Source organism: Halobellus rufus (assembly GCF_000739575.1).
Classification (GTDB): domain Archaea; phylum Halobacteriota; class Halobacteria; order Halobacteriales; family Haloferacaceae; genus Haloquadratum; species Haloquadratum rufum.
Window position 1 is genome coordinate 47,191 of the sequence record NZ_BBJO01000025.1, and the last position, 16,770, is coordinate 63,960.

The following is a 16,770-nucleotide window of genomic DNA, read 5'->3' on the forward strand; positions in this document are numbered from 1 at the left end:
GCGTCCGTTCGGTCGCCGTGTGCGGGCGGTTCTCTCGGCCGTCCGCGGGGGTTTTGTCCGTCCGACGCCACAGACACGGTATGGACACGAACTGGCGAGCCGTCGGAATCGGCTTCCTCGTGATGGTGATCGTCGGCGCGATCGGGCTCACGCTGCCGATCGTCGGACAGGTCGGCGCGGGGCTTGTCGGGGGCGTCGTCGCCGGCTATGTCGCCGGCGGCGTCGGCAACGGTGCGTGGAACGGGCTGGTCGCCGGGTCGGTCTCGGGGATCGTCGTCTCGGTCCTCGCGGCGCTGCTCGGTGGCCTCCTCGGACTCGCTGGCGGTCCGTTGGGCGGCCTGCTCGGCGGCGCGGGGGTGTTCCTCGTCGGCGTCGTCATCACGTTCCTGTTCGCGATCGACAGCGCGATCGGCGGAGCGATCGGCGGCTTCTTCAACCGGTAATTCCGCCTTACCGTTCCTCGCCGCGATCGAGGTACTCCTGCTGGACGGCGACGACCTCCGCGGAGTTCTCGCAGTCGGCGTACCGCCGCAGCGGCTCGTCGTTCAGTTCGAGGAACGTGTGTCCCCACGTAAACTTCGAGAGGAGTTCTTCGGCCCGCTCGCGCCGGCCGAAGATCGACAGCGCCGCAGCCAGCGCCTCGACGGTCGTCAACTGCATCGGCCGTCCGAAGTTCACCGGATTGGCCGCGACGAGATACGGGAGCGCGCGGTGCTCGCCGGGAAGCGAGAAGCGGGCTTCACCCGCCGATTCCCACGAGCAATCGAGCGCGACGAGTCGGTCGTGGGTCGAGTCCGCCGGCGAGAGCGCCCGCTCTGCGTGCGGGTTGAGCACGACGCCGTAGGGGGTTGCGCGGTCCGAGCGGTGCAGTTCGACGAGGTCGAAGCGGGCCAGCTTTCGCGCCGTGCACTTGTCGGGGTCGTCGTCGCCCTCGTACCGCACGTGCAGCGAGGGGCCGGCGGCGACTCGCGAGGCGTCGGCGGTCTCGGAAGCGGCGTCGGGGCCTGAAGCGTCGTCGTCCACAGTCGCGGACACGCGACCGGGAGAGAAAAGCGGTTCGTCGCGGCGACGAGAGTTCACTCCGAGATGCGGGACCCCTCGGAGGATACGGGATCGTCTCTGATCGCGATGGTCCCGTCGGCGGCGACGCGGACCGTCGTTCCCGACACCGCGAACACGACGCTGGCGTCGTCGCCGTCGACGGAGCGGAGAAACCGCTCCGCGGGCTCCGTGTCGACGGCGCTGTAGAGCGGCTCCTCGGTGCAGCAGTCCTCCCCGCCGAGTGCGGTCACGATCGTCGCATCGAGTTCCGTCTGCCCCTGGAAGTCGTGACGCGCGATCACTTCCCACTCGTCCATCCCCGTCGGTTCTCCGTCTGACGTTCGCTCGATCACGACACGGGCTACTGGCCGATACCTCAAGAAACGGCTCGACGGTGCGCCCTGATTTAGCCCGATTAAGTCGAATCTCGGGTTTAAGCAGTCATTACGCCCGGACGAGTCGACCACACCGGGGTGAGAAACGGCCTGCGGCTAGCCGCCGATCGACGGGCTCGACGGCGCGCGAGAATCGGACGCGAGCCCGAGCGGAGTCAGTCCCGCTTGCCAGCGCCGACGGCGGACTCGCCGACGGGGTCGTGGCCCTCGATGACTTCGAGTCCGCCCATGTACGGCCGGAGCGCCTCGGGGACGGTGACGGTCCCGTCGTCGTTCTGGTAGTACTCGAGGATCGCGACCATCACGCGCGGGATCGCGAGCCCCGAGCCGTTGAGCGTGTGGAGGTAGTCGGCGGACTCGTGGCGTTCGGGGCGGTAGCGGAGTCCGGCGCGTCGGGCCTGGAAGTCACCGAAGTTCGAGACCGAGGAGACTTCGAGCCAGCGGCCGCCCTCCTCGGGGCCGTCCTCCATCTCGTCGCCCGGTGCCCACACCTCGAGGTCGTACTTCTTTCGCTGCGTGAAGCCGAGATCGCCCGTGCACATCTCGAGGATCCGGTAGGGGAGTTCGAGCCGGCGCAGCACCTCCTCGGCCTCGTCGACTAGGCCCTCGAAGCGCTCTTCGCTCTCGTCCGGACGGACGAAGTTCACCATCTCGACCTTGTTGAACTGGTGGACGCGGACGATCCCGCGGGTCTCGGTCCCGTGCTCGCCCGCCTCCCGCCGGAAGTTCGGCGTGTACGCCTGCAGCTTCAGCGGCAGGTCCTCGTCCAGCAGGATCTCGTCGCGGTACATGTTCGTCACCGGCACCTCCGCGGTCGGGCAGAGCCACAGGTCGTCGTCGTCCCACGGCTCCTCGTTCGCGCCGCCGATGCGGTAGGCGTCCTCGGTGAACTTCGGGAACTGCCCGGTTCCGGTCATCGAGCGGGAGTTGACCGGGATCGGGGGGAAGACGTCAGTGTAGCCCTGCTCGCGGTGGACGTCCAGCATGAACTGGATGAGCGCGTGTTCGAGGCGCGCGCCGTCGCCCTTCGTGAAGTAGAAGCCGCCGCCGGTCACCTTCGCGCCGCGCTGGAAGTCGAGGATTTCGAGGTCCTCGCCCAGATCGTAGTGCGGCGTGACCTCCTCGGGGAGCGTCCGCAGGTCGTCGAACCCCTCGCGGCGGCGCTCGACGTTCTCGTCTTCGTCCGCGCCGATCGGCACGTCGTCGTCGGGGATCTGTGGAATCTCCAGGAGCGCGGCCTCCAGTTCGGCCTCCAGTTCCTCGGCGCGCGCCTCGACGTCGTCGAGTTCGGCTTTGAGTTCCTGGGAGCGCGCGATGGCCTCCTCGGCGGCCTCGTCGTCGCCGGCGGCCTTCAGGTCGCCGATCTTCGAGGAGATCTCGTTGCGCTCGTGCCGCAGGTCGTCGCCGCGCTGTTTGAGCTCGCGCCACTCCTCGTCGACGGCGAGGACGCGGTCGAGATCGACGTCCTCGACGCCTTTGTGCTCCAGGGCCGCTCGAACCACGTCGGGGTTCTCGCGGAGGAACTGTCTCCCGATCATACCAGTCGGTTCCTCGGGATGCGGCAAAACCGTGTCGCATCCGCGCGTCCGGGGGCGTAAAAAGCGAGCACGGTCACAACGAAAAGACACATACCCGCGGACGGAGTCCCCGTAGGTATGATCGGGTGGCTCCGCCGACGCGTCTCCGACGCCTACGAGCGGATGCTCCGCAGCCAGCTCGACGCCGCACCGACGCACGTGGCCATCATTCAGGACGGCAACCGACGCTACGCCCGCGAGCAGGGCGAAGACGCCCCGGACGGTCACCGCGAGGGCGCGAAGACGACCGAACAGGTGTTGGAGTGGTGCGACGACCTCGGCGTCGAGGAACTCACCCTCTATGCGTTCTCCACGGAGAACTTCGACCGCCCCGACGAGGAGTTGGAGCCGCTCTTCGATCTGTTGGAATCGAAGCTCTACGAGTTCGCCGACGCGACCGCGTCCACGAGAACGGCGTCCGGATCGGCGCGATCGGCGACGTCGAGCGACTGCCCGAGCGGGTCCGCGACGCCGTCGACTACGCCGAGTCGCGGACGGCCGAGTACGACTCGCTCCGGTTGAACATCGCGCTCGCCTACGGCGGTCGATCGGAACTGCTGGGCGCGGCCAGGGCCGTGGCCCGAGAAGTCGCCGACGGCGACGTCGCAGCCGAGGACGTCGACGTCGACGCCGTGGAGGAGCACCTCGCCGAGCACACGACCCGCGACGTCGATCTCATCATCCGCACCGGCGGCGACGAGCGGACCTCGAACTTCCTGCCGTGGCACGCCAACGGCAACGAGGCCGCGGTCTACTTCTGTGCGCCGTACTGGCCGGAGTTCTCGAAGCCAGACTTCCTCCGCGGCCTCCGGACGTACGAGTCCCGCGAGCAGTCCTGGCAGCACTCCCGGACCGAGCGCGCCGTCGCGCTCCTCCGCGCGGTGGCCGAGACCGAACTCGCCGACGCCCGGACGGTCGCCGGGCGGCTCCGAGCGCAACTGCCCTCCGCGGGCGCTCGCGAGGTCGCCGCCGAACTGGAGCGCCAGCGCGGCGGGGAGTCGGGCGAGCGCGCGGACTGATACCTGAGTACGCTCACGTCGTCCCGCCGAGCGCCGTCAACAGGGGTTGCGCTCGTCGGTAAGAGACGAGCCTACTCAGTACGAGCGGCCCTATCGGCCGAACCGCCGCTGTCGGTTCTGGTAGTCGAGGACGGCGCGGAGGTAATCGCGCTTGCGGAAGTCCCGCCAGTTGACGTCGGTGAAGTACAGCTCCGAGTAGACCGACTGCCAGATGAGGAAGTCCGAGAGCCGCTCAGCGCCGGTCTTGATCAACAGGTCGGGTTCGTCGTCGAACACCAGCCGCTCCTCGATCTCGTCGGCGTCGACCTCGTCGGGCGCGAGTTCGCCCGACTCGACGGACTCGGCGATCCGTCGGACCGCAGCGGCAAACTCCCGCTTGCCGCCGAGGCCGATGTTGATCCGGACGGGCGCGTCGGCGCGCTCGGTGTCGCCGGGTTCGCGGACCGCGACGGGCCGGGGCGCGTCGATCGCCCGCAGTTCCCGCGAGAGCGTCGGGATCACGGCCTCGTCGAGGACGCTCACCGAGACCGTCACGCGCGTCGCACCGTACTCGAAGGCCCACCCGAGGAAGGCCGAGAGCGTGTCGTAGGCACCCTGTTCGAGGAGGTCGCGCTCGGTGATGACGACGGCGACGTGCGTCGGTGGCTCGGCGTCGTGGAGCCGGTGGCGGAGGGCGAGATAGCGGTCGTACAGTCCCACGCGAGGGCCTGCGTCCCGCTGGGCTATATGCCTCCGGGTTCGCGCCGATCCAGCGATCCGCCCACCACGATCACTCTTTCATATTCGTTCGTGTCATAGAAAGCACTATTATATGCCCATATGGACAGAATAATAGAAAATAACAACATAATGGAGCGTGAATTTAGGGAGATACCGCGCGTTACGGACACGAGCCCGCGTGTGAGCCCTACGGTCCGGAGAGGCGGGTGAGCGTGCCGCCGTCACACTCGGTCCGGGCGATCCTCGGGCGACCGCTCGTGCGCCGGCTGTTGCGGCCGGTCGCAGCGTTTCTCGTCGTGGTCGCACTCGGCGTCGTCGGGTTCAGTTCGCTGGGCGGCGTCGGCGTGATCGACGCGCTGTTCTGGCTTCTGGATCCGACGAGCCTCGAGTTGCACTTCCAGGCGCACAGCGGACCGGAAACGCTGACGAAGGGCTACGCCGTCGTGGTGCTTTCGGGACTCGTCGTGACGGGGCTCTGGATCGGCGAGACCGTGTTCTCGGCGGCGTTCGGCGGACGGATCCAATCGGAGTTACGAGAGATGCAGATCGAACGCGACGTCGACCAGTTGCACGGGCATATCATCATCTGCGGGTACGGGACGTTCGGGAAGACGGTCGGGAGCGCGCTGCAGGCCGGTGATCGCGACGTGGTCGTGATCGAGCGGGCGGACGCAGAGTTCCAGCGCGCGCTCGACGACGAGCTGTTGGCGGTTCAGGGTGACGCCCGCCGCGAGGAGGTGCTGCGAGAGGCGGGCGTCAAGCGCGCCGCGACGGTCGTCGGCGCGATCGACGACTCGAACGCGAACATCCAGATCGCGATGGGGGCGAGTCAGATCGCCCCGACCGTCCGACTGGTCGTCCGCGTCGGCGACGAGATGTACGAGGCGCTCGCTCGGCGCGCCGGGGCCGACGAGGTGATCATCCCCGAAGTCGCGAGCGCAGAGCAGGTCACCGAGACCCTGTGATACCGTGGCGAAATCGGGGGACGCGATGTCGGGAGCGTTAAGTGCGCGTCGGCGGTATCCGGGGGTGTGCAACCGACGCTCCGGCGGGCGAGCGGATTCGCCCTGGTGGGGACGCTCGCGCTCGCGGCCCCGGTGCTCGGGCGGGCGGCGTTCGCTCCGTTCGCCGTCATCGCCGCCGTCGCGGCGTTCGGCGTGACCGACGGCCCGCTGTTCGAGCTGTTCGCCCGCCCGGCCGACCGCCGCGAGGGCCGGCTCAACGGGCTCACCGGATTCGCGCTGGCGGCCGCCGGGCTCTCGCTGCTGGCGACCGAGATGGGCCTCCCGGTGTCGCTGTTCGCCGCCGCCGTGATGGTACTCGCGTACGGGAACCTCGGCAAGCGACTCGTCGCCGAGTCGACGGACAACCCGTTCTTCGGCGCGGCGGGGTTCGTCTTCCTCGGGACCGTCGCCGGCGTCGCGGGACAGGCGGCAGTCGCTTCGCTCTCGTCGACCCCGATCCTCGCCCCCCGGTTCGTCTTCCTCGCGGTCGCGGGGACGCTCGTCGCCGCGCTCTTCCGGGAGATGCTCTTCGAGCGCGACGACCCGCTGGTGATGCTCTCGACGGGGCTCCTCCTGTGGCTGTTCGACGCCCTCGCGCTCTCCGTGGGAACGGTCGACGTGGCGGCAGCGCTCGCCGTCACCGCCGGCCTCGGCTACGTGTCCTACGCGCTCGGGGCGGCCTCCGTCGCGGGGATGCTCTCGGGCGTCCTCCTCGGACTCTTGGTGGTCGTCTTCGGGGGCATCGGCTGGTTCGCCGTCCTCATCAGCTTCTTCGGGATCGGCTCGCTGTCGACGAAGTTCAAGTACGACGAGAAGAAGCGCCGGGGCATCGCCGAGGAGAACGAGGGCGCGAGAGGGACCGGGAACGTCCTCGGCAACGCCGCAGTCGCCGTACTCTGCGTGATCGCCTTCGCCGCGAGCCACTCGCTCCCGATCGACGGGACGATCTTTCAGTACGCGTTCGCCGGGTCGATGGCGGCCGCGCTGAGCGATACGCTGTCCTCGGAACTGGGCGGTCTGTACGACGATCCCCGGCTCATCACCACGTTCGAACCCGTCCCACCCGGCACCGACGGCGGGATCACCTGGCAGGGCGAGGTGTTCGGGTTCCTCGGGGCGGCCGTCGTCGGCGGCGTCGCGCTCGCGCTACTCCCGGAGGTCTCGGCGGTCGGCGCGCTCGTCGTCGCCGTCGGCGGCTTCCTCGGGATGACCGCCGACAGCGTCCTCGGGGCGACCGTCGAGGGACCGGCCTTCGGCAACGAGGCGGTCAACTTCGCGGCGACGCTCGTCGGCGCAGTCGTCAGCGCGGTCGCCGCCTTCGCGCTGCTGTGAGGCCCTCCGACCGAGAAAATCGCATTCCTCCCCGATGATCCGTCCCGCACAGTCCTCCGATCTCGATGCGCTCTCGTCGCTCCAGTCGTACCTCGACGCCCCCGCGCCAGAGTTGCTCGCGTCGGTACCGACGCTCGGGACGTGTTTCGTCTCCGTCGATCTCGGTGTGTCGACGGGCCGCGCCGACCCCGATACCTCGACGGGCCGACCGGTCGGCTACGCGCTCGTCGTCGGCGACGCCCACCTCGCGGAGTTGGTCGTCCACCCGGCGTACCGCCGCGAGGGCCGCGGCCGCGCGCTCCTCCGAGCGCTGATCGCGGACCGAGCGCCCGGGACGCGGCTGACGCTGACGGTCGCCGCGGACAACGACGCCGCACGGTCGCTGTACGAGTCGGTGGGGTTCGAGGCCATCGGCCGACAGCCCGACTTCTTCGAGATCGAAGCGGACGACCAGTCGGCGGAGAGCGCACGGTCGGTCGACGCGGTGGTCTACGCGTACGAGGTGCCCGAGTAGTCCGACGTCGACGCCGTCGTACGGAGGGCTGCGAACGGCTGCTGCGGTCAGCTCGCGACGGACGTCGCCAGTTGATCCGCCGTCAGGAGTCGGACGCCGACCGGCTTCTTGACGAACTCGCCGGTCGATTTCGCCACCGCGTGCTCGACGCCGCGTTGGGACGCGACGTCGAGGAGCCGCTGTGTGAACTCCCCGTCGACGACGAGCGCGTACGGGGCGGGGTCGGCGTCGACGAGCGTCTCGAAGGCGTCTTCGATCGGGGCTTCCGCGACCGTCGAGAGCTCCTCGTCGAGCAACCGGACGGTCCCGGCGCTCCCGTCGATGACCTCGCGGACGTGATCGCGGAGCGAGTTCGTCGGGGTCTCGTCGGCGCGCTCATCGCCGCCCTCGTCGTCCTCGTCTGCCGCGCTGTCGACCCCGGAACCCTCGTCCGCGGCGGCTTCGACCCCGGAATCGCCGTCTGCGGTTTCGTCCGCCTCGCCTGCTGAACCGTCTTCGACCTCGGCAGCGTCGCCGTCGGAGTCAGCCCCAGAAGCGTCGTCGGAGTCGGTCGAGGCGTCGGCCTCGCCGTCGACGAGGCTCGTCTCGACGTCGTCGGCGTCCCCGGCGCGCGATTCACCGACAGCGCCGTCGGCCGTCGCCGACTCCGCCGGATCGACCGCGTCGGCGTCGGCGGCAGTCAGGTCGGTCTCGTCGTCGAACGCGGTCTGTGTGTCGTCGGTTCGCTCGTCGTCAGCGCGCTCGTCGTCGGCGCGCTCGTTCCGGAACGTCGTCGGGTCCGCGCTCGCGGATGGGGTCGCCGAATCAGTCGTCGGCGACCCCCGCAGAGGGTCCGGTTGGTCACTCTCTGCGGTCGGTTCCGCGTCGTCTCCGTCCGGGACGGTTCCCTCGACCTCGAACGACTCGATCGGTTCCTTATCCCGGAGCGCGGCGAAGACCTCGTGGCGCTTGAGGTCCTCGACGGATCGACCCTTCGGCGCGAACGCGACGTAGTCGACGTCGCCCACCTGGGTGAGCTCGCGGAGGATGAGCTCGCCGCCGCGGTCGCCGTCGAAGAAGGCGGTGGTCGTCCGCTCTTGGGTGAGGTCCGCGACCGCGTCGGGGACGTTCGTCCCCTCGACGGCGATAGCGTTCTTGATGCCGTAGCTCAGGAGCGTCAGCACGTCCGCGCGCCCCTCGACGACGACGACCGCGTCGGAGTCGGCGACGTGGGGGCCGGCGGGGAGGCCCTCGTACTCGCCGATGTCCTCGATGCGGACGCTCTCTTTGACCTCTTCGAGGATCTCCGTCGAGGAGATCACGCTCTCGTCGAAGGACTCAGAGAGGAGTTCCTTCGCGCGCTCGATCACCTCGCGGCGCTTGGCCTCGCGGACGTCCTCGATGTCGGTTACCTCGACGGTGGACCGACAGGGCCCGACGCGTGTGATCGTTTCGAGCGAGGCCGCGAGGATCGCGGTCTTGACCCGATCGAGGCTGCTGGCGATGGTGACCGTCCCGAAGGACTGGCCGTTCTGGGAGTCGATTTCGACGTCGATGCGACCGACTTTCGACGACTGTTGGAGGTCGCGCAGGTCCAGGTCGTCGCCGAGGAGCCCTTCGGTCTGCCCGAAGATGGCCCCGACGACGTCGGACCGCTCGACGATGCCGTCGGCGGTGATAGCCGCGTGAATGAGGTATTTTTCGGTGTCTTCCATTGGTGAATACCCCCGAAGGGGCGGAATGATGGTGAGATGTGCGTCATGGGAAACCCGATGACGTCCTTATATATGGGTCGCTCGCGGCAAATAGCTATCGTACCCGAGACGGTCTGAGGCCCCGAGGCGGCGAATCGCTCCCGGCCGGACCGCCGAGAGGAGACGCGGTGTGCACCCACAGCGATCCGATAATCAGGAGTGCCACCCACGCCCCGCTATTGTAGAAATATTTTCTTCGTCTATGCTTATCGAATTAGTTTGAGCAATATTTACATAGATCGAGTGATGAGAGCAGTTCGATGAAGGGACGGAAGACGGATTATCTCTGGATCGGCGTCTTCGCAGTACTCGTCGCGTTCGCGATCCCGTGGTTCCTCTGGGGGGACGCGACGACGTGGCTCGGGCTGCCGGTCTGGCTGTGGTGGCACGTCGGGTGGATGGGAGCCGCGTCGCTCGCGTTCGCGCTGTTCAGCCGCGGTGCCTGGGATCGGTTGATGAACGTCGACCCCGAGGAGGTGCGCTTCGATGGCTGAGTCGACCCTCCTCGTCCAACTCGGCGTCGTCGGGGCGTATCTCGTCGTCGCGCTGGCGGTCGGGATCGTCGCCTACCGGGTGACCGGCCGCGACGCCGAGGACTACTACCTCGCGAGCCGGTCGATCGGGACCGGCGTGCTCCTGTTCACGACGTTCGCGACGCTGCTGTCGGCGTTCACGTTCTTCGGCGGACCGAACCTCGCGTACGCGTCCGGGCCCGAGTGGATCCTCGTGATGGGGCTGATGGACGGGATCCTCTTCGCGATCCTCTGGTACGCGATCGGCTACCGGCAGTGGCTCATCGGCAAGGCGCGGGGGTACGTCACGCTCGGAGAGATGCTCGGCGACCGGTTCGGCTCGAAGCGACTCCGCGCGCTCGTCGCTGGCGTCTCGATCTTCTGGCTGTTCCCGTACGTGATGCTCCAGCAGATGGGCGCGGGCGAGGCGATCGTCGGCCTGAGCGGCGGCGCGGTCCCCTACTGGATCGGCGCGGCGGTCATCACGCTGTTCATAATCGTCTACGTCGTCCTCGCTGGACTCCGCGGCGTCGCGTGGACGGACACGATTCAGGGCGTCTTTATGCTCGGGATCGTCTGGATCGCCGTCGGCTGGGTGCTCTCGGCGGCGGGCGGTCTCGACGCGGTGTCGGCGTCGCTCGCGGAGACGAACCCCGAGTTCCTCAGCCTCGGCGGCGGCGTCTACTCGCCGCAGTGGATGATCGCGCAGGCGGTGACGATCGCCTTCGGCGTCGCGATGTTCCCGCAGATCAACCAGCGCTTCTTCGTCGCGAAGGACGTCCGCGTGCTGAAGCGCTCGTTCGCGCTGTGGCCGGTTCTCGTCGTGCTGCTGTTCGTGCCCGCGTTCCTGCTCGGATCGTGGGCGGCGGGCCTCGGGGTGTCGGTCCCGGAGGGCGCGAACGTCGTCCCCGTGCTGTTGAACGCGTACACGCCCGCGTGGTTCGCCGCGCTGGTCGTCGCCGGCGCGATGGCGGCGATGATGTCCTCTTCCGATTCGATGTTGCTCTCGGGGTCGTCGTACCTGACACGGGACCTCTACCGCCCGTTCGTGAACCCCACCGCCAGCGACGAACGGGAGGCGTGGATCGCCCGACTCGGCGTCGCCGCCTTCGCGATCGGAACGTTCCTCGCCAGCCTGCTGCGCCCCGGGACGCTCATCGAGATCGGCGACACGGCGTTCGGCGGCTACGCCCAACTTGCCTTCCCCGTGATCGTCGCGCTCTACTGGTCGCGGACGACCCGGCAGGGGATGCTCGCCGGGATCCTCGGCTCTCAGCTCTTCTACGTCGCGCACGTCTTCCTCCCGAGCGTGACCGTCGGCGGCGTGACGGTCCTCGGGCCGACGTACTTCACGTGGGACTTCGCGCTCTACGGGATGGCCCTCTCGCTCGTGCTCACCGTCGGCGTCTCGCTCCTCACCGCCGCCGCGCCCGACGAGCGCAGCGAGACGTTCGCGATCGGGACGCGGGCGGACTGAGGGCTCCGAGGACCGCTGCTCGTTCTCGCCTCGTCGTACCGAGCGAAGCGCTCTTACTCGCGGAATCCAACGGGACGGTATGAACGAACCGGGCGTTCAGTCGCTCGTGGACCAGGAGACGCTGGCGGCCCGCGTCGACGCCGGCGAGACGCCGGAGTGGGTCGAGCGCCACTTCGAGACGTTCACCGACGCCCTGCTCGGCGAGCGCAACGGGACGTCGTTCCCGTGTCACTTCGGGGCGCAGTCCGTCCGCGACGGCGAACCGCTCTACACCGCCGTCCCGTCGACGACCGATCCCGACGCGCTGCTCCGCTTTCGCGACACGCTCCTCGAGTACCTCGACACCTACCCCGACGCGCCGGGGCGGGCGTCGCTGGTGACCTTCTTCAAGCCGCCCGAGCGGGAGTACGCCGAGGCCGACTACCACGAGACGCTCTGGCACCTGCTGCAGTTCCTCCACGTCCACGACCCCGAGCCGTGGCCCGCTGACATCCCGACGGACCCCGACGACCCCCGCTGGGAGTTCTCCTTCGGCGGCGAGCCGATATTCCCGACGTGCCGCGCGCCCTTCTACGGCGAGCGCAAGAGCCGCTACTGCCCGGTCGGGCTGGAGATCACCTTCCAGCCCCGCGCGCTCTTCGACGGGATCACCCACGACACGGAGGCGGGCCGACGCGCCCGCGAACAGATCCAGGGTCGGCTGGAGTCGTACGACGGCGTCTGCCCCCACGCGGACCTCGGCGACTGGGGCGTCGAGGGCGACCGCGAGTGGCCGCAGTACCTCTTCCGCGAAGACCCCGAGCAGTCGCCCGACGAGTGCCCGATCGAGGTGAGTCGCGAGCACCCGAAAGCCGCGTCGCCGCGCTCGGAGCCCCCGATGGCGGGGGACGACTGAGGATGTCGCCGCCGCTCGATTCGCTTCTGGAGGGTCACCCGGCGCTGCTGTTGATCGACCTCCAGACCGGCTTCGACGACCCGGCGTGGGGCGAGCGCAACAACCCCGCGGCGGAGGCGAACGCCGCCCGCCTCCTCGACGCGTGGCGCGCCGCGGACCTGCCTCGCTTTCACGTCCGTCACGACTCGACCGAACCGGACTCGCCGCTCCGCCGCGACGCCCCGGGGTTCGCGTGGAAGCCCGAGACCGCGCCCGAGGACGACGAACCGGTGATCACGAAGCGCGTCAACGCGGCCTTCGTCGGCACCGACCTGGAGGACCGGCTCCGCGAGCGCGGCTGTGAGACCGTCGTCGTGGTGGGGCTCACCACCGACCACTGCGTGTCGACGACGACGCGCCTCGCGGAGAACCTCGGGTTCGACGCCGTCGTCGTCGACGACGCGACCGCGACGTTCGAGCGCGACGCTCCCGACGGGACCCACTACGCTGCGGGGGAGGTCCACCGCACCGCGCTGACGCACCTGTACGGCGAGTTCGCAGACGTGGCGTCGACCGACGAGATCCTGAATGCGGTTCGCTGATCGCGGCCGACCACAGCCGGTCCGGTGACGGTCGGTTTAACATCCACTCGCGCCTACGACGGCGTATGCAGACCCACATCGTCCCGGTCGGGTTCGACTACGACCGGCTGATCGCGCCGCTCATCCGCGACCAGCGGGACGTTGATCAGGTGATTCTCCTGGAGGGCGCGGTCGGCAGCGAGTCGAACGTCGAGTACTCCCGGCACCTCTCGCAGAAGCTCGAGAAGGACTTTCAGAACCTCCTCGGCGCGGAGACCGAGCGCGTCGTCGTCGACGACGTCTACGACTACGACGCCGCCTTCGAGCAGGCGTACGACCTCATCAACGAGGAACTGGACGCGAGCGAGGACTCGGAGGTGTGGGTGAACGTCTCGGCTATGCCCCGGCCGGTCTCCTTCGCCTTCGCGACCGCGGCGCACTCGATTATGGTCGAGCGCCAGGCCGACCGCGACCGGATCCACACCTACTACACCGCCCCCGAGAAGTACCTCGAAACCGAACTCGCCGAGGAGGTCCGCGAGGCGAAGGCGCTCCTCGGCGAACTGCTGTCGGGCGAGGACGTCGACGACGAGCGCATCCGCGAGCGTCACGAGTCGGCGACGGACATCCTCGCGGAGTTCGACGAGCGCGGGACGACCATCGGCGCGAAGCGAATCGGCGGCAGCCACGTCGTCGAACTGCCGGTGGCCTCGTTCCAGAACGTCAAGCCGTTCGAGGAGATCATCCTCTACGAACTCGGCGAGTACGGCGAGTTCGACTCGGTCTCCGAACTGGCGGAGACGCTCGCGCGCGACATGAACGAGGAGTACACCGACTCGTTCAGGTCGAAGGTCATCTACAACGTCGACCGGCTCGGGCCGGGCGGGAAGGGCTACATCGAGCAGGAGGAGCGCGGGAAGTCCTACCGGACGCGGCTCTCCCGAATCGGTCAGCTCTGGGTGCGCGCCCACGCCGAGGACGACGACCTCGGCGAGTGAACGGGCGGGGTGCAGTGTGAGCGAGCGGTCGAGAACCGATTCGCGACGCCGTCGAACCTACTCGTCGACGTCGAGGTCGAACTGCTGGTTCTCGACGACGGCGTTGAGGACGACGCTGGTGTTCGACTCGCGGATGTCCGCGTCGGTGAGAAGCTCCTTGATCTGGGCGTTCATCCCGTCGGTGTCCTCGAACTTCCCGACCGCGATGACGTCGTAGTCGCCGGTGACCTCGTAGACGGTGACCATCTGCTTGTGGTCCTTGAGGCGGTCTGTGATCTCGGGGAGCGCGCTCCCCTCGACTTTCAACTGGATGATCGCGGTCACGTCGTAGCCGAGCGCGTCGTAGTTCACGCGCGGGGTGTACCCCTCGATCACGCCCGCGTCCTCGAGGTCGCGGAGGTGGTTCGAGACCGTCGTGACCGACACGTCGAGTTCCTCCGCGAGGCTCCGGAGACTCGCGCGCCCGTCGCCGAGTAGTGCGTTAATGAGTTTTGCGTCGAGGTTTTCGTACGTCATTACAATCAGGATGTGTCTGTGGGCATTAGAATTTTACGAATATCCAATTCAAAATGCGAGCAGGGGCATTTGCACTAAGCGATAACGTCTTTATACTGGGAGTGTTCGGATTCGATTGTCTAGGACATGACGGACGAAAACGAATCCGCCGCCGTTGCGGACGGTGGTCTCTCCGCGGAAGCACAGCGCGTAATCGACGAAATCGAGGAGAAGGAGGTCGACTTCCTCCGCCTCCAGTTCACCGACATCCTCGGCACCGTGAAGAACGTCGCCGTCCCCGCGACGCAGGCCGAGAAGGCCTTCAGCGACGGCATCTACTTCGACGGTTCCAGTATCGAGGGGTTCGTCCGGATTCAGGAGTCGGACATGCGACTCAAGCCCGACCCCGAGACGTTCGCGATCCTCCCGTGGCGCGACGGCCGCTCGGCGCGTCTCATCTGCGACGTCATCAACACCTCGACCGGCGAGCCGTTCGAGGGCGACCCGCGAACCGTCCTGAAGAAGACCCTCGAGCGCGCCGAGGAGATGGGCTACACCGTCAACGTCGCCCCCGAACCGGAGTTCTTCCTCTTCGAGGAGGACGAGGAGGGCCGCGCGACGACGAAGACCAACGACGCCGGGGGCTACTTCGACCTCGCGCCGAAGGACCTCGCCAGCGACGTCCGTCGCGACATCATCTACGGCCTCGAACAGATGGGCTTCGAGATCGAGGCCAGCCACCACGAGGTCGCCGAGGGCCAACACGAGATCAACTTCGAGTACGACGACGCGCTCACCACCGCCGACAACGTCGGGACGTTCCGGACGGTCGTCCGCGCCATCGCGGCCCAGCACGACCTGCACGCGACGTTCATGCCCAAGCCGATCCCGAAGATCAACGGCTCGGGGATGCACACCCACGTCTCGCTGTTCGACGAGGACGGCAACAACGCCTTCCACGACGACGACGACGAGTTCAACCTCTCGGACACGGCGCACTCCTTCCTCGCGGGCGTCCTCGAACACGCTCCCGCGATCACGGCCGTCGCCAACCCGACGGTGAACTCCTACAAGCGCCTCGTCCCCGGCTACGAAGCGCCGGTGTACGTCGCGTGGTCCGACCGCAACCGCTCGGCGCTCATCCGCAAGCCGGCCGCCCGCGTTCCGGCCGCCTCCCGCATCGAACTCCGTTCGCCCGACCCGGCGTGTAACCCTTACCTCGCCATCGCGGCGATCGTTTCCGCCGGTCTCAACGGCATCGAGGAAGGCCTCGAAGCGCCCGAGCCCGTTCGAGAGAACATCTACGAGTTCGACGAGGAGAAGCGCGAGGAGTACGGCATCGACACGCTGCCGGCGAACCTCGGCGAGGCCGTCGCCGCCCTCGAAGAGGACGAGGCGATTCAGGACGCGCTCGGCGAGCACGTCTACGAGAAGTTCGTCGAGGCGAAGACGCAGGAGTACGACGAGTTCCGCATCGACGTCTCCCAGTGGGAACTCGACCGCTACCTCGAAACGTACTGAACCGCGTCTCCCGCGTCCCGACCGTTCGCTTCACCGACCGTTCTCTTATTTCGTCGTCGCGTCAGGAGCCGCTACGACCGGCAGCGCGAGCAGACAGACCGCGCCGACAGCACCGACGGCGACGATCAGCAGGCCGTTCTCGGCGAACTCCGCGACCCCGCTCATCGCCGCGAGCGCGACGAGCGTCCCTCCGCCGCCGACAGCGAGCGTGCGCCCCGAGAGTTCCAGCGAGACGGCCGTCACCCGTTCACCGAATCGCCGCCACGCGAGCACGCCGCCCACGGCGGTCCCGATGCCGAGGAACAGTTCGCTCTCCCCGGGCGCGACGAGGAGCGCCGCGACGCCGAGGGCGAGCGCGAGGCCGAAGAGCGCCGTGACGTGTCGCCCCGTCGGCGTCGCCAGCGCGCCCGTGCGGTCGTCGAGGTCGAATCCGGGGCCGAGCTCGAAGACCGCCGCGAGGAACGCGGTCCCGATCGCGACGCCGGCGACGACGTCCGCGAGGTAGTGAACGCCGATGAGGACCCGAGAGAGCGCGACCGTCGCGACGACGGCGGCCGCGACGGCGAGCCGTCGCCGCCACGCGCCCCGGTGGGCGAGTACGGCGACGCCGCCCCAGAACGTCGTCGATCCGAGCGCGTGACCGCTGGGAAAGCCGAGCCCGTCGCGGTACGAGATCGGCGGCCGCGGGAGGCCGAAGAGGTGTTTCAGCCCGATCGTCAGACCGATCGCACACAGCCCGAGTCCGAGCGCGAACGCCGCGCTGCGTCGGGAGATCCCGACGCGATCGCCGAGGAGGTACGCGAGCGCGACGCAGGCCAAGAGCAGGTACGGGTTCCCGAGGTGGGTGAGCGCCCAGAAGACGGCCGTGACCGCCTCCGGGAGGGAGTCGGCGAAGGCGACCTCGCCGATCCCGCGAGTCGCCAGCGGCGTGACTGGTGCGGTCATCGCTCGTTCGGTCACCGGTCCAGCGTCAAATA

The 16,770-nt window shown here is 68.3% G+C and carries 17 protein-coding genes and 1 pseudogene; 11 read left to right on the plus strand and 7 right to left on the minus strand.

Annotated elements, in window-relative coordinates:
- The first annotated feature begins 80 nt into the window (after positions 1 to 80).
- Positions 81 to 443, plus strand: a complete 363-nt coding sequence (locus tag ACP99_RS11055; protein WP_049986664.1) for a DUF5518 domain-containing protein — start codon at positions 81 to 83, stop codon at positions 441 to 443.
- A gap of 7 nt (positions 444 to 450) precedes the next feature.
- Here the strand turns inward: ACP99_RS11055 and ACP99_RS11060 are convergent, their stop codons facing one another.
- The 3 genes from ACP99_RS11060 to serS form a co-directional block, all read right to left on the minus strand.
- A complete protein-coding gene (locus ACP99_RS11060; RefSeq protein WP_049986736.1) occupies positions 451 to 948 on the minus strand; it encodes a DUF367 family protein in 498 nt (165 codons plus the stop codon).
- 128 nt (positions 949 to 1,076) lie between these two features.
- Positions 1,077 to 1,358, minus strand: coding sequence for a HalOD1 output domain-containing protein (locus ACP99_RS11065; RefSeq protein ID WP_156105689.1), 282 nt, complete (start codon positions 1,356 to 1,358; stop codon positions 1,077 to 1,079).
- Positions 1,359 to 1,591: 233 nt separating this feature from the next.
- Complete coding sequence (serS, locus tag ACP99_RS11070; protein WP_049986666.1) at positions 1,592 to 2,974, minus strand: serine--tRNA ligase; 1,383 nt, start codon at positions 2,972 to 2,974, stop codon at positions 1,592 to 1,594.
- 117 nt (positions 2,975 to 3,091) lie between these two features.
- Here serS and uppS point away from each other — a divergent pair.
- A pseudogene (uppS, locus tag ACP99_RS11075) lies at positions 3,092 to 4,032 on the plus strand (polyprenyl diphosphate synthase).
- A gap of 90 nt (positions 4,033 to 4,122) precedes the next feature.
- On the opposite strand, the gene ACP99_RS11080 reads toward uppS, so the two are convergent.
- Complete coding sequence (locus ACP99_RS11080) at positions 4,123 to 4,731, minus strand: undecaprenyl diphosphate synthase family protein (RefSeq protein ID WP_049986667.1); 609 nt, start codon at positions 4,729 to 4,731, stop codon at positions 4,123 to 4,125.
- Between the two features lie 233 nt (positions 4,732 to 4,964).
- On the opposite strand from ACP99_RS11080, the gene ACP99_RS11085 reads away from it, so the two are divergent.
- From ACP99_RS11085 to ACP99_RS11095, 3 genes are all read left to right on the plus strand, one after another.
- Complete coding sequence (locus ACP99_RS11085) at positions 4,965 to 5,717, plus strand: potassium channel family protein (RefSeq protein WP_049986737.1); 753 nt, start codon at positions 4,965 to 4,967, stop codon at positions 5,715 to 5,717.
- 66 nt (positions 5,718 to 5,783) lie between these two features.
- Positions 5,784 to 7,088, plus strand: coding sequence for a DUF92 domain-containing protein (locus ACP99_RS11090; RefSeq protein ID WP_049986668.1), 1,305 nt, complete (start codon positions 5,784 to 5,786; stop codon positions 7,086 to 7,088).
- 34 nt (positions 7,089 to 7,122) lie between these two features.
- A complete protein-coding gene (locus tag ACP99_RS11095; protein WP_081927432.1) occupies positions 7,123 to 7,602 on the plus strand; it encodes a GNAT family N-acetyltransferase in 480 nt (159 codons plus the stop codon).
- A gap of 47 nt (positions 7,603 to 7,649) precedes the next feature.
- Here ACP99_RS11095 and dnaG read toward each other — a convergent pair whose 3' ends face one another.
- Complete coding sequence (gene dnaG / locus ACP99_RS11100) at positions 7,650 to 9,296, minus strand: DNA primase DnaG (protein WP_049986669.1); 1,647 nt, start codon at positions 9,294 to 9,296, stop codon at positions 7,650 to 7,652.
- Between the two features lie 299 nt (positions 9,297 to 9,595).
- Here dnaG and ACP99_RS11105 point away from each other — a divergent pair, with 299 nt between their 5' ends.
- The 5 genes from ACP99_RS11105 (at position 9,596) to ACP99_RS11125 (ending at position 13,777) form a co-directional block, all read left to right on the plus strand.
- Positions 9,596 to 9,829, plus strand: coding sequence for a DUF3311 domain-containing protein (locus ACP99_RS11105; protein ID WP_049986670.1), 234 nt, complete (start codon positions 9,596 to 9,598; stop codon positions 9,827 to 9,829).
- Positions 9,822 to 11,324, plus strand: coding sequence for a sodium:solute symporter family protein (locus tag ACP99_RS11110; RefSeq protein WP_049986671.1), 1,503 nt, complete (start codon positions 9,822 to 9,824; stop codon positions 11,322 to 11,324). Before ACP99_RS11105 ends, ACP99_RS11110 begins: the two co-directional genes overlap by 8 nt.
- Before the next feature lie 79 nt (positions 11,325 to 11,403).
- Positions 11,404 to 12,219, plus strand: coding sequence for a YqcI/YcgG family protein (locus tag ACP99_RS11115; RefSeq protein ID WP_049986672.1), 816 nt, complete (start codon positions 11,404 to 11,406; stop codon positions 12,217 to 12,219).
- A gap of 2 nt (positions 12,220 to 12,221) precedes the next feature.
- Complete coding sequence (locus ACP99_RS11120) at positions 12,222 to 12,800, plus strand: cysteine hydrolase family protein (RefSeq protein WP_049986673.1); 579 nt, start codon at positions 12,222 to 12,224, stop codon at positions 12,798 to 12,800.
- A 65-nt stretch (positions 12,801 to 12,865) separates the two neighbouring features.
- A complete protein-coding gene (locus tag ACP99_RS11125) occupies positions 12,866 to 13,777 on the plus strand; it encodes an HFX_2341 family transcriptional regulator (RefSeq protein WP_049986674.1) in 912 nt (303 codons plus the stop codon).
- A 57-nt stretch (positions 13,778 to 13,834) separates the two neighbouring features.
- Here ACP99_RS11125 and lrp read toward each other — a convergent pair whose 3' ends face one another.
- Positions 13,835 to 14,293: an HTH-type transcriptional regulator Lrp gene (gene lrp / locus ACP99_RS11130; RefSeq protein ID WP_049986675.1), complete on the minus strand. Its 459-nt coding sequence runs from the start codon at positions 14,291 to 14,293 to the stop codon at positions 13,835 to 13,837.
- A 126-nt stretch (positions 14,294 to 14,419) separates the two neighbouring features.
- Between lrp and glnA the strand changes: the two genes are divergently transcribed.
- Positions 14,420 to 15,793: a type I glutamate--ammonia ligase gene (glnA, locus tag ACP99_RS11135; protein ID WP_049986676.1), complete on the plus strand. Its 1,374-nt coding sequence runs from the start codon at positions 14,420 to 14,422 to the stop codon at positions 15,791 to 15,793.
- 45 nt (positions 15,794 to 15,838) lie between these two features.
- Here the strand turns inward: glnA and ACP99_RS11140 are convergent, their stop codons facing one another.
- Positions 15,839 to 16,738 (minus strand): phosphatase PAP2 family protein, encoded by a 900-nt coding sequence (locus ACP99_RS11140; RefSeq protein WP_049986677.1) that lies wholly within the window; start codon positions 16,736 to 16,738, stop codon positions 15,839 to 15,841.
- Between the last annotated feature and the right edge of the window lie 32 nt (positions 16,739 to 16,770).

Coding starts and splice junctions, on each gene's coding strand:
- glnA (WP_049986676.1), top strand. CDS start 14,420: ATGACGGACGAAAACGAATCCGCCGCCGTTGCGGACGGTGGTCTCTCC.
- serS (WP_049986666.1), bottom strand. CDS start 2,974: ATGATCGGGAGACAGTTCCTCCGCGAGAACCCCGACGTGGTTCGAGCG.
- ACP99_RS11115 (WP_049986672.1), top strand. CDS start 11,404: ATGAACGAACCGGGCGTTCAGTCGCTCGTGGACCAGGAGACGCTGGCG.
- lrp (WP_049986675.1), bottom strand. CDS start 14,293: ATGACGTACGAAAACCTCGACGCAAAACTCATTAACGCACTACTCGGC.
- ACP99_RS11140 (WP_049986677.1), bottom strand. CDS start 16,738: ATGACCGCACCAGTCACGCCGCTGGCGACTCGCGGGATCGGCGAGGTC.
- ACP99_RS11110 (WP_049986671.1), top strand. CDS start 9,822: ATGGCTGAGTCGACCCTCCTCGTCCAACTCGGCGTCGTCGGGGCGTAT.
- ACP99_RS11055 (WP_049986664.1), top strand. CDS start 81: ATGGACACGAACTGGCGAGCCGTCGGAATCGGCTTCCTCGTGATGGTG.
- ACP99_RS11105 (WP_049986670.1), top strand. CDS start 9,596: ATGAAGGGACGGAAGACGGATTATCTCTGGATCGGCGTCTTCGCAGTA.
- ACP99_RS11065 (WP_156105689.1), bottom strand. CDS start 1,358: ATGGACGAGTGGGAAGTGATCGCGCGTCACGACTTCCAGGGGCAGACG.
- dnaG (WP_049986669.1), bottom strand. CDS start 9,296: ATGGAAGACACCGAAAAATACCTCATTCACGCGGCTATCACCGCCGAC.
- ACP99_RS11125 (WP_049986674.1), top strand. CDS start 12,866: ATGCAGACCCACATCGTCCCGGTCGGGTTCGACTACGACCGGCTGATC.
- ACP99_RS11120 (WP_049986673.1), top strand. CDS start 12,222: ATGTCGCCGCCGCTCGATTCGCTTCTGGAGGGTCACCCGGCGCTGCTG.
- ACP99_RS11095 (WP_081927432.1), top strand. CDS start 7,123: ATGATCCGTCCCGCACAGTCCTCCGATCTCGATGCGCTCTCGTCGCTC.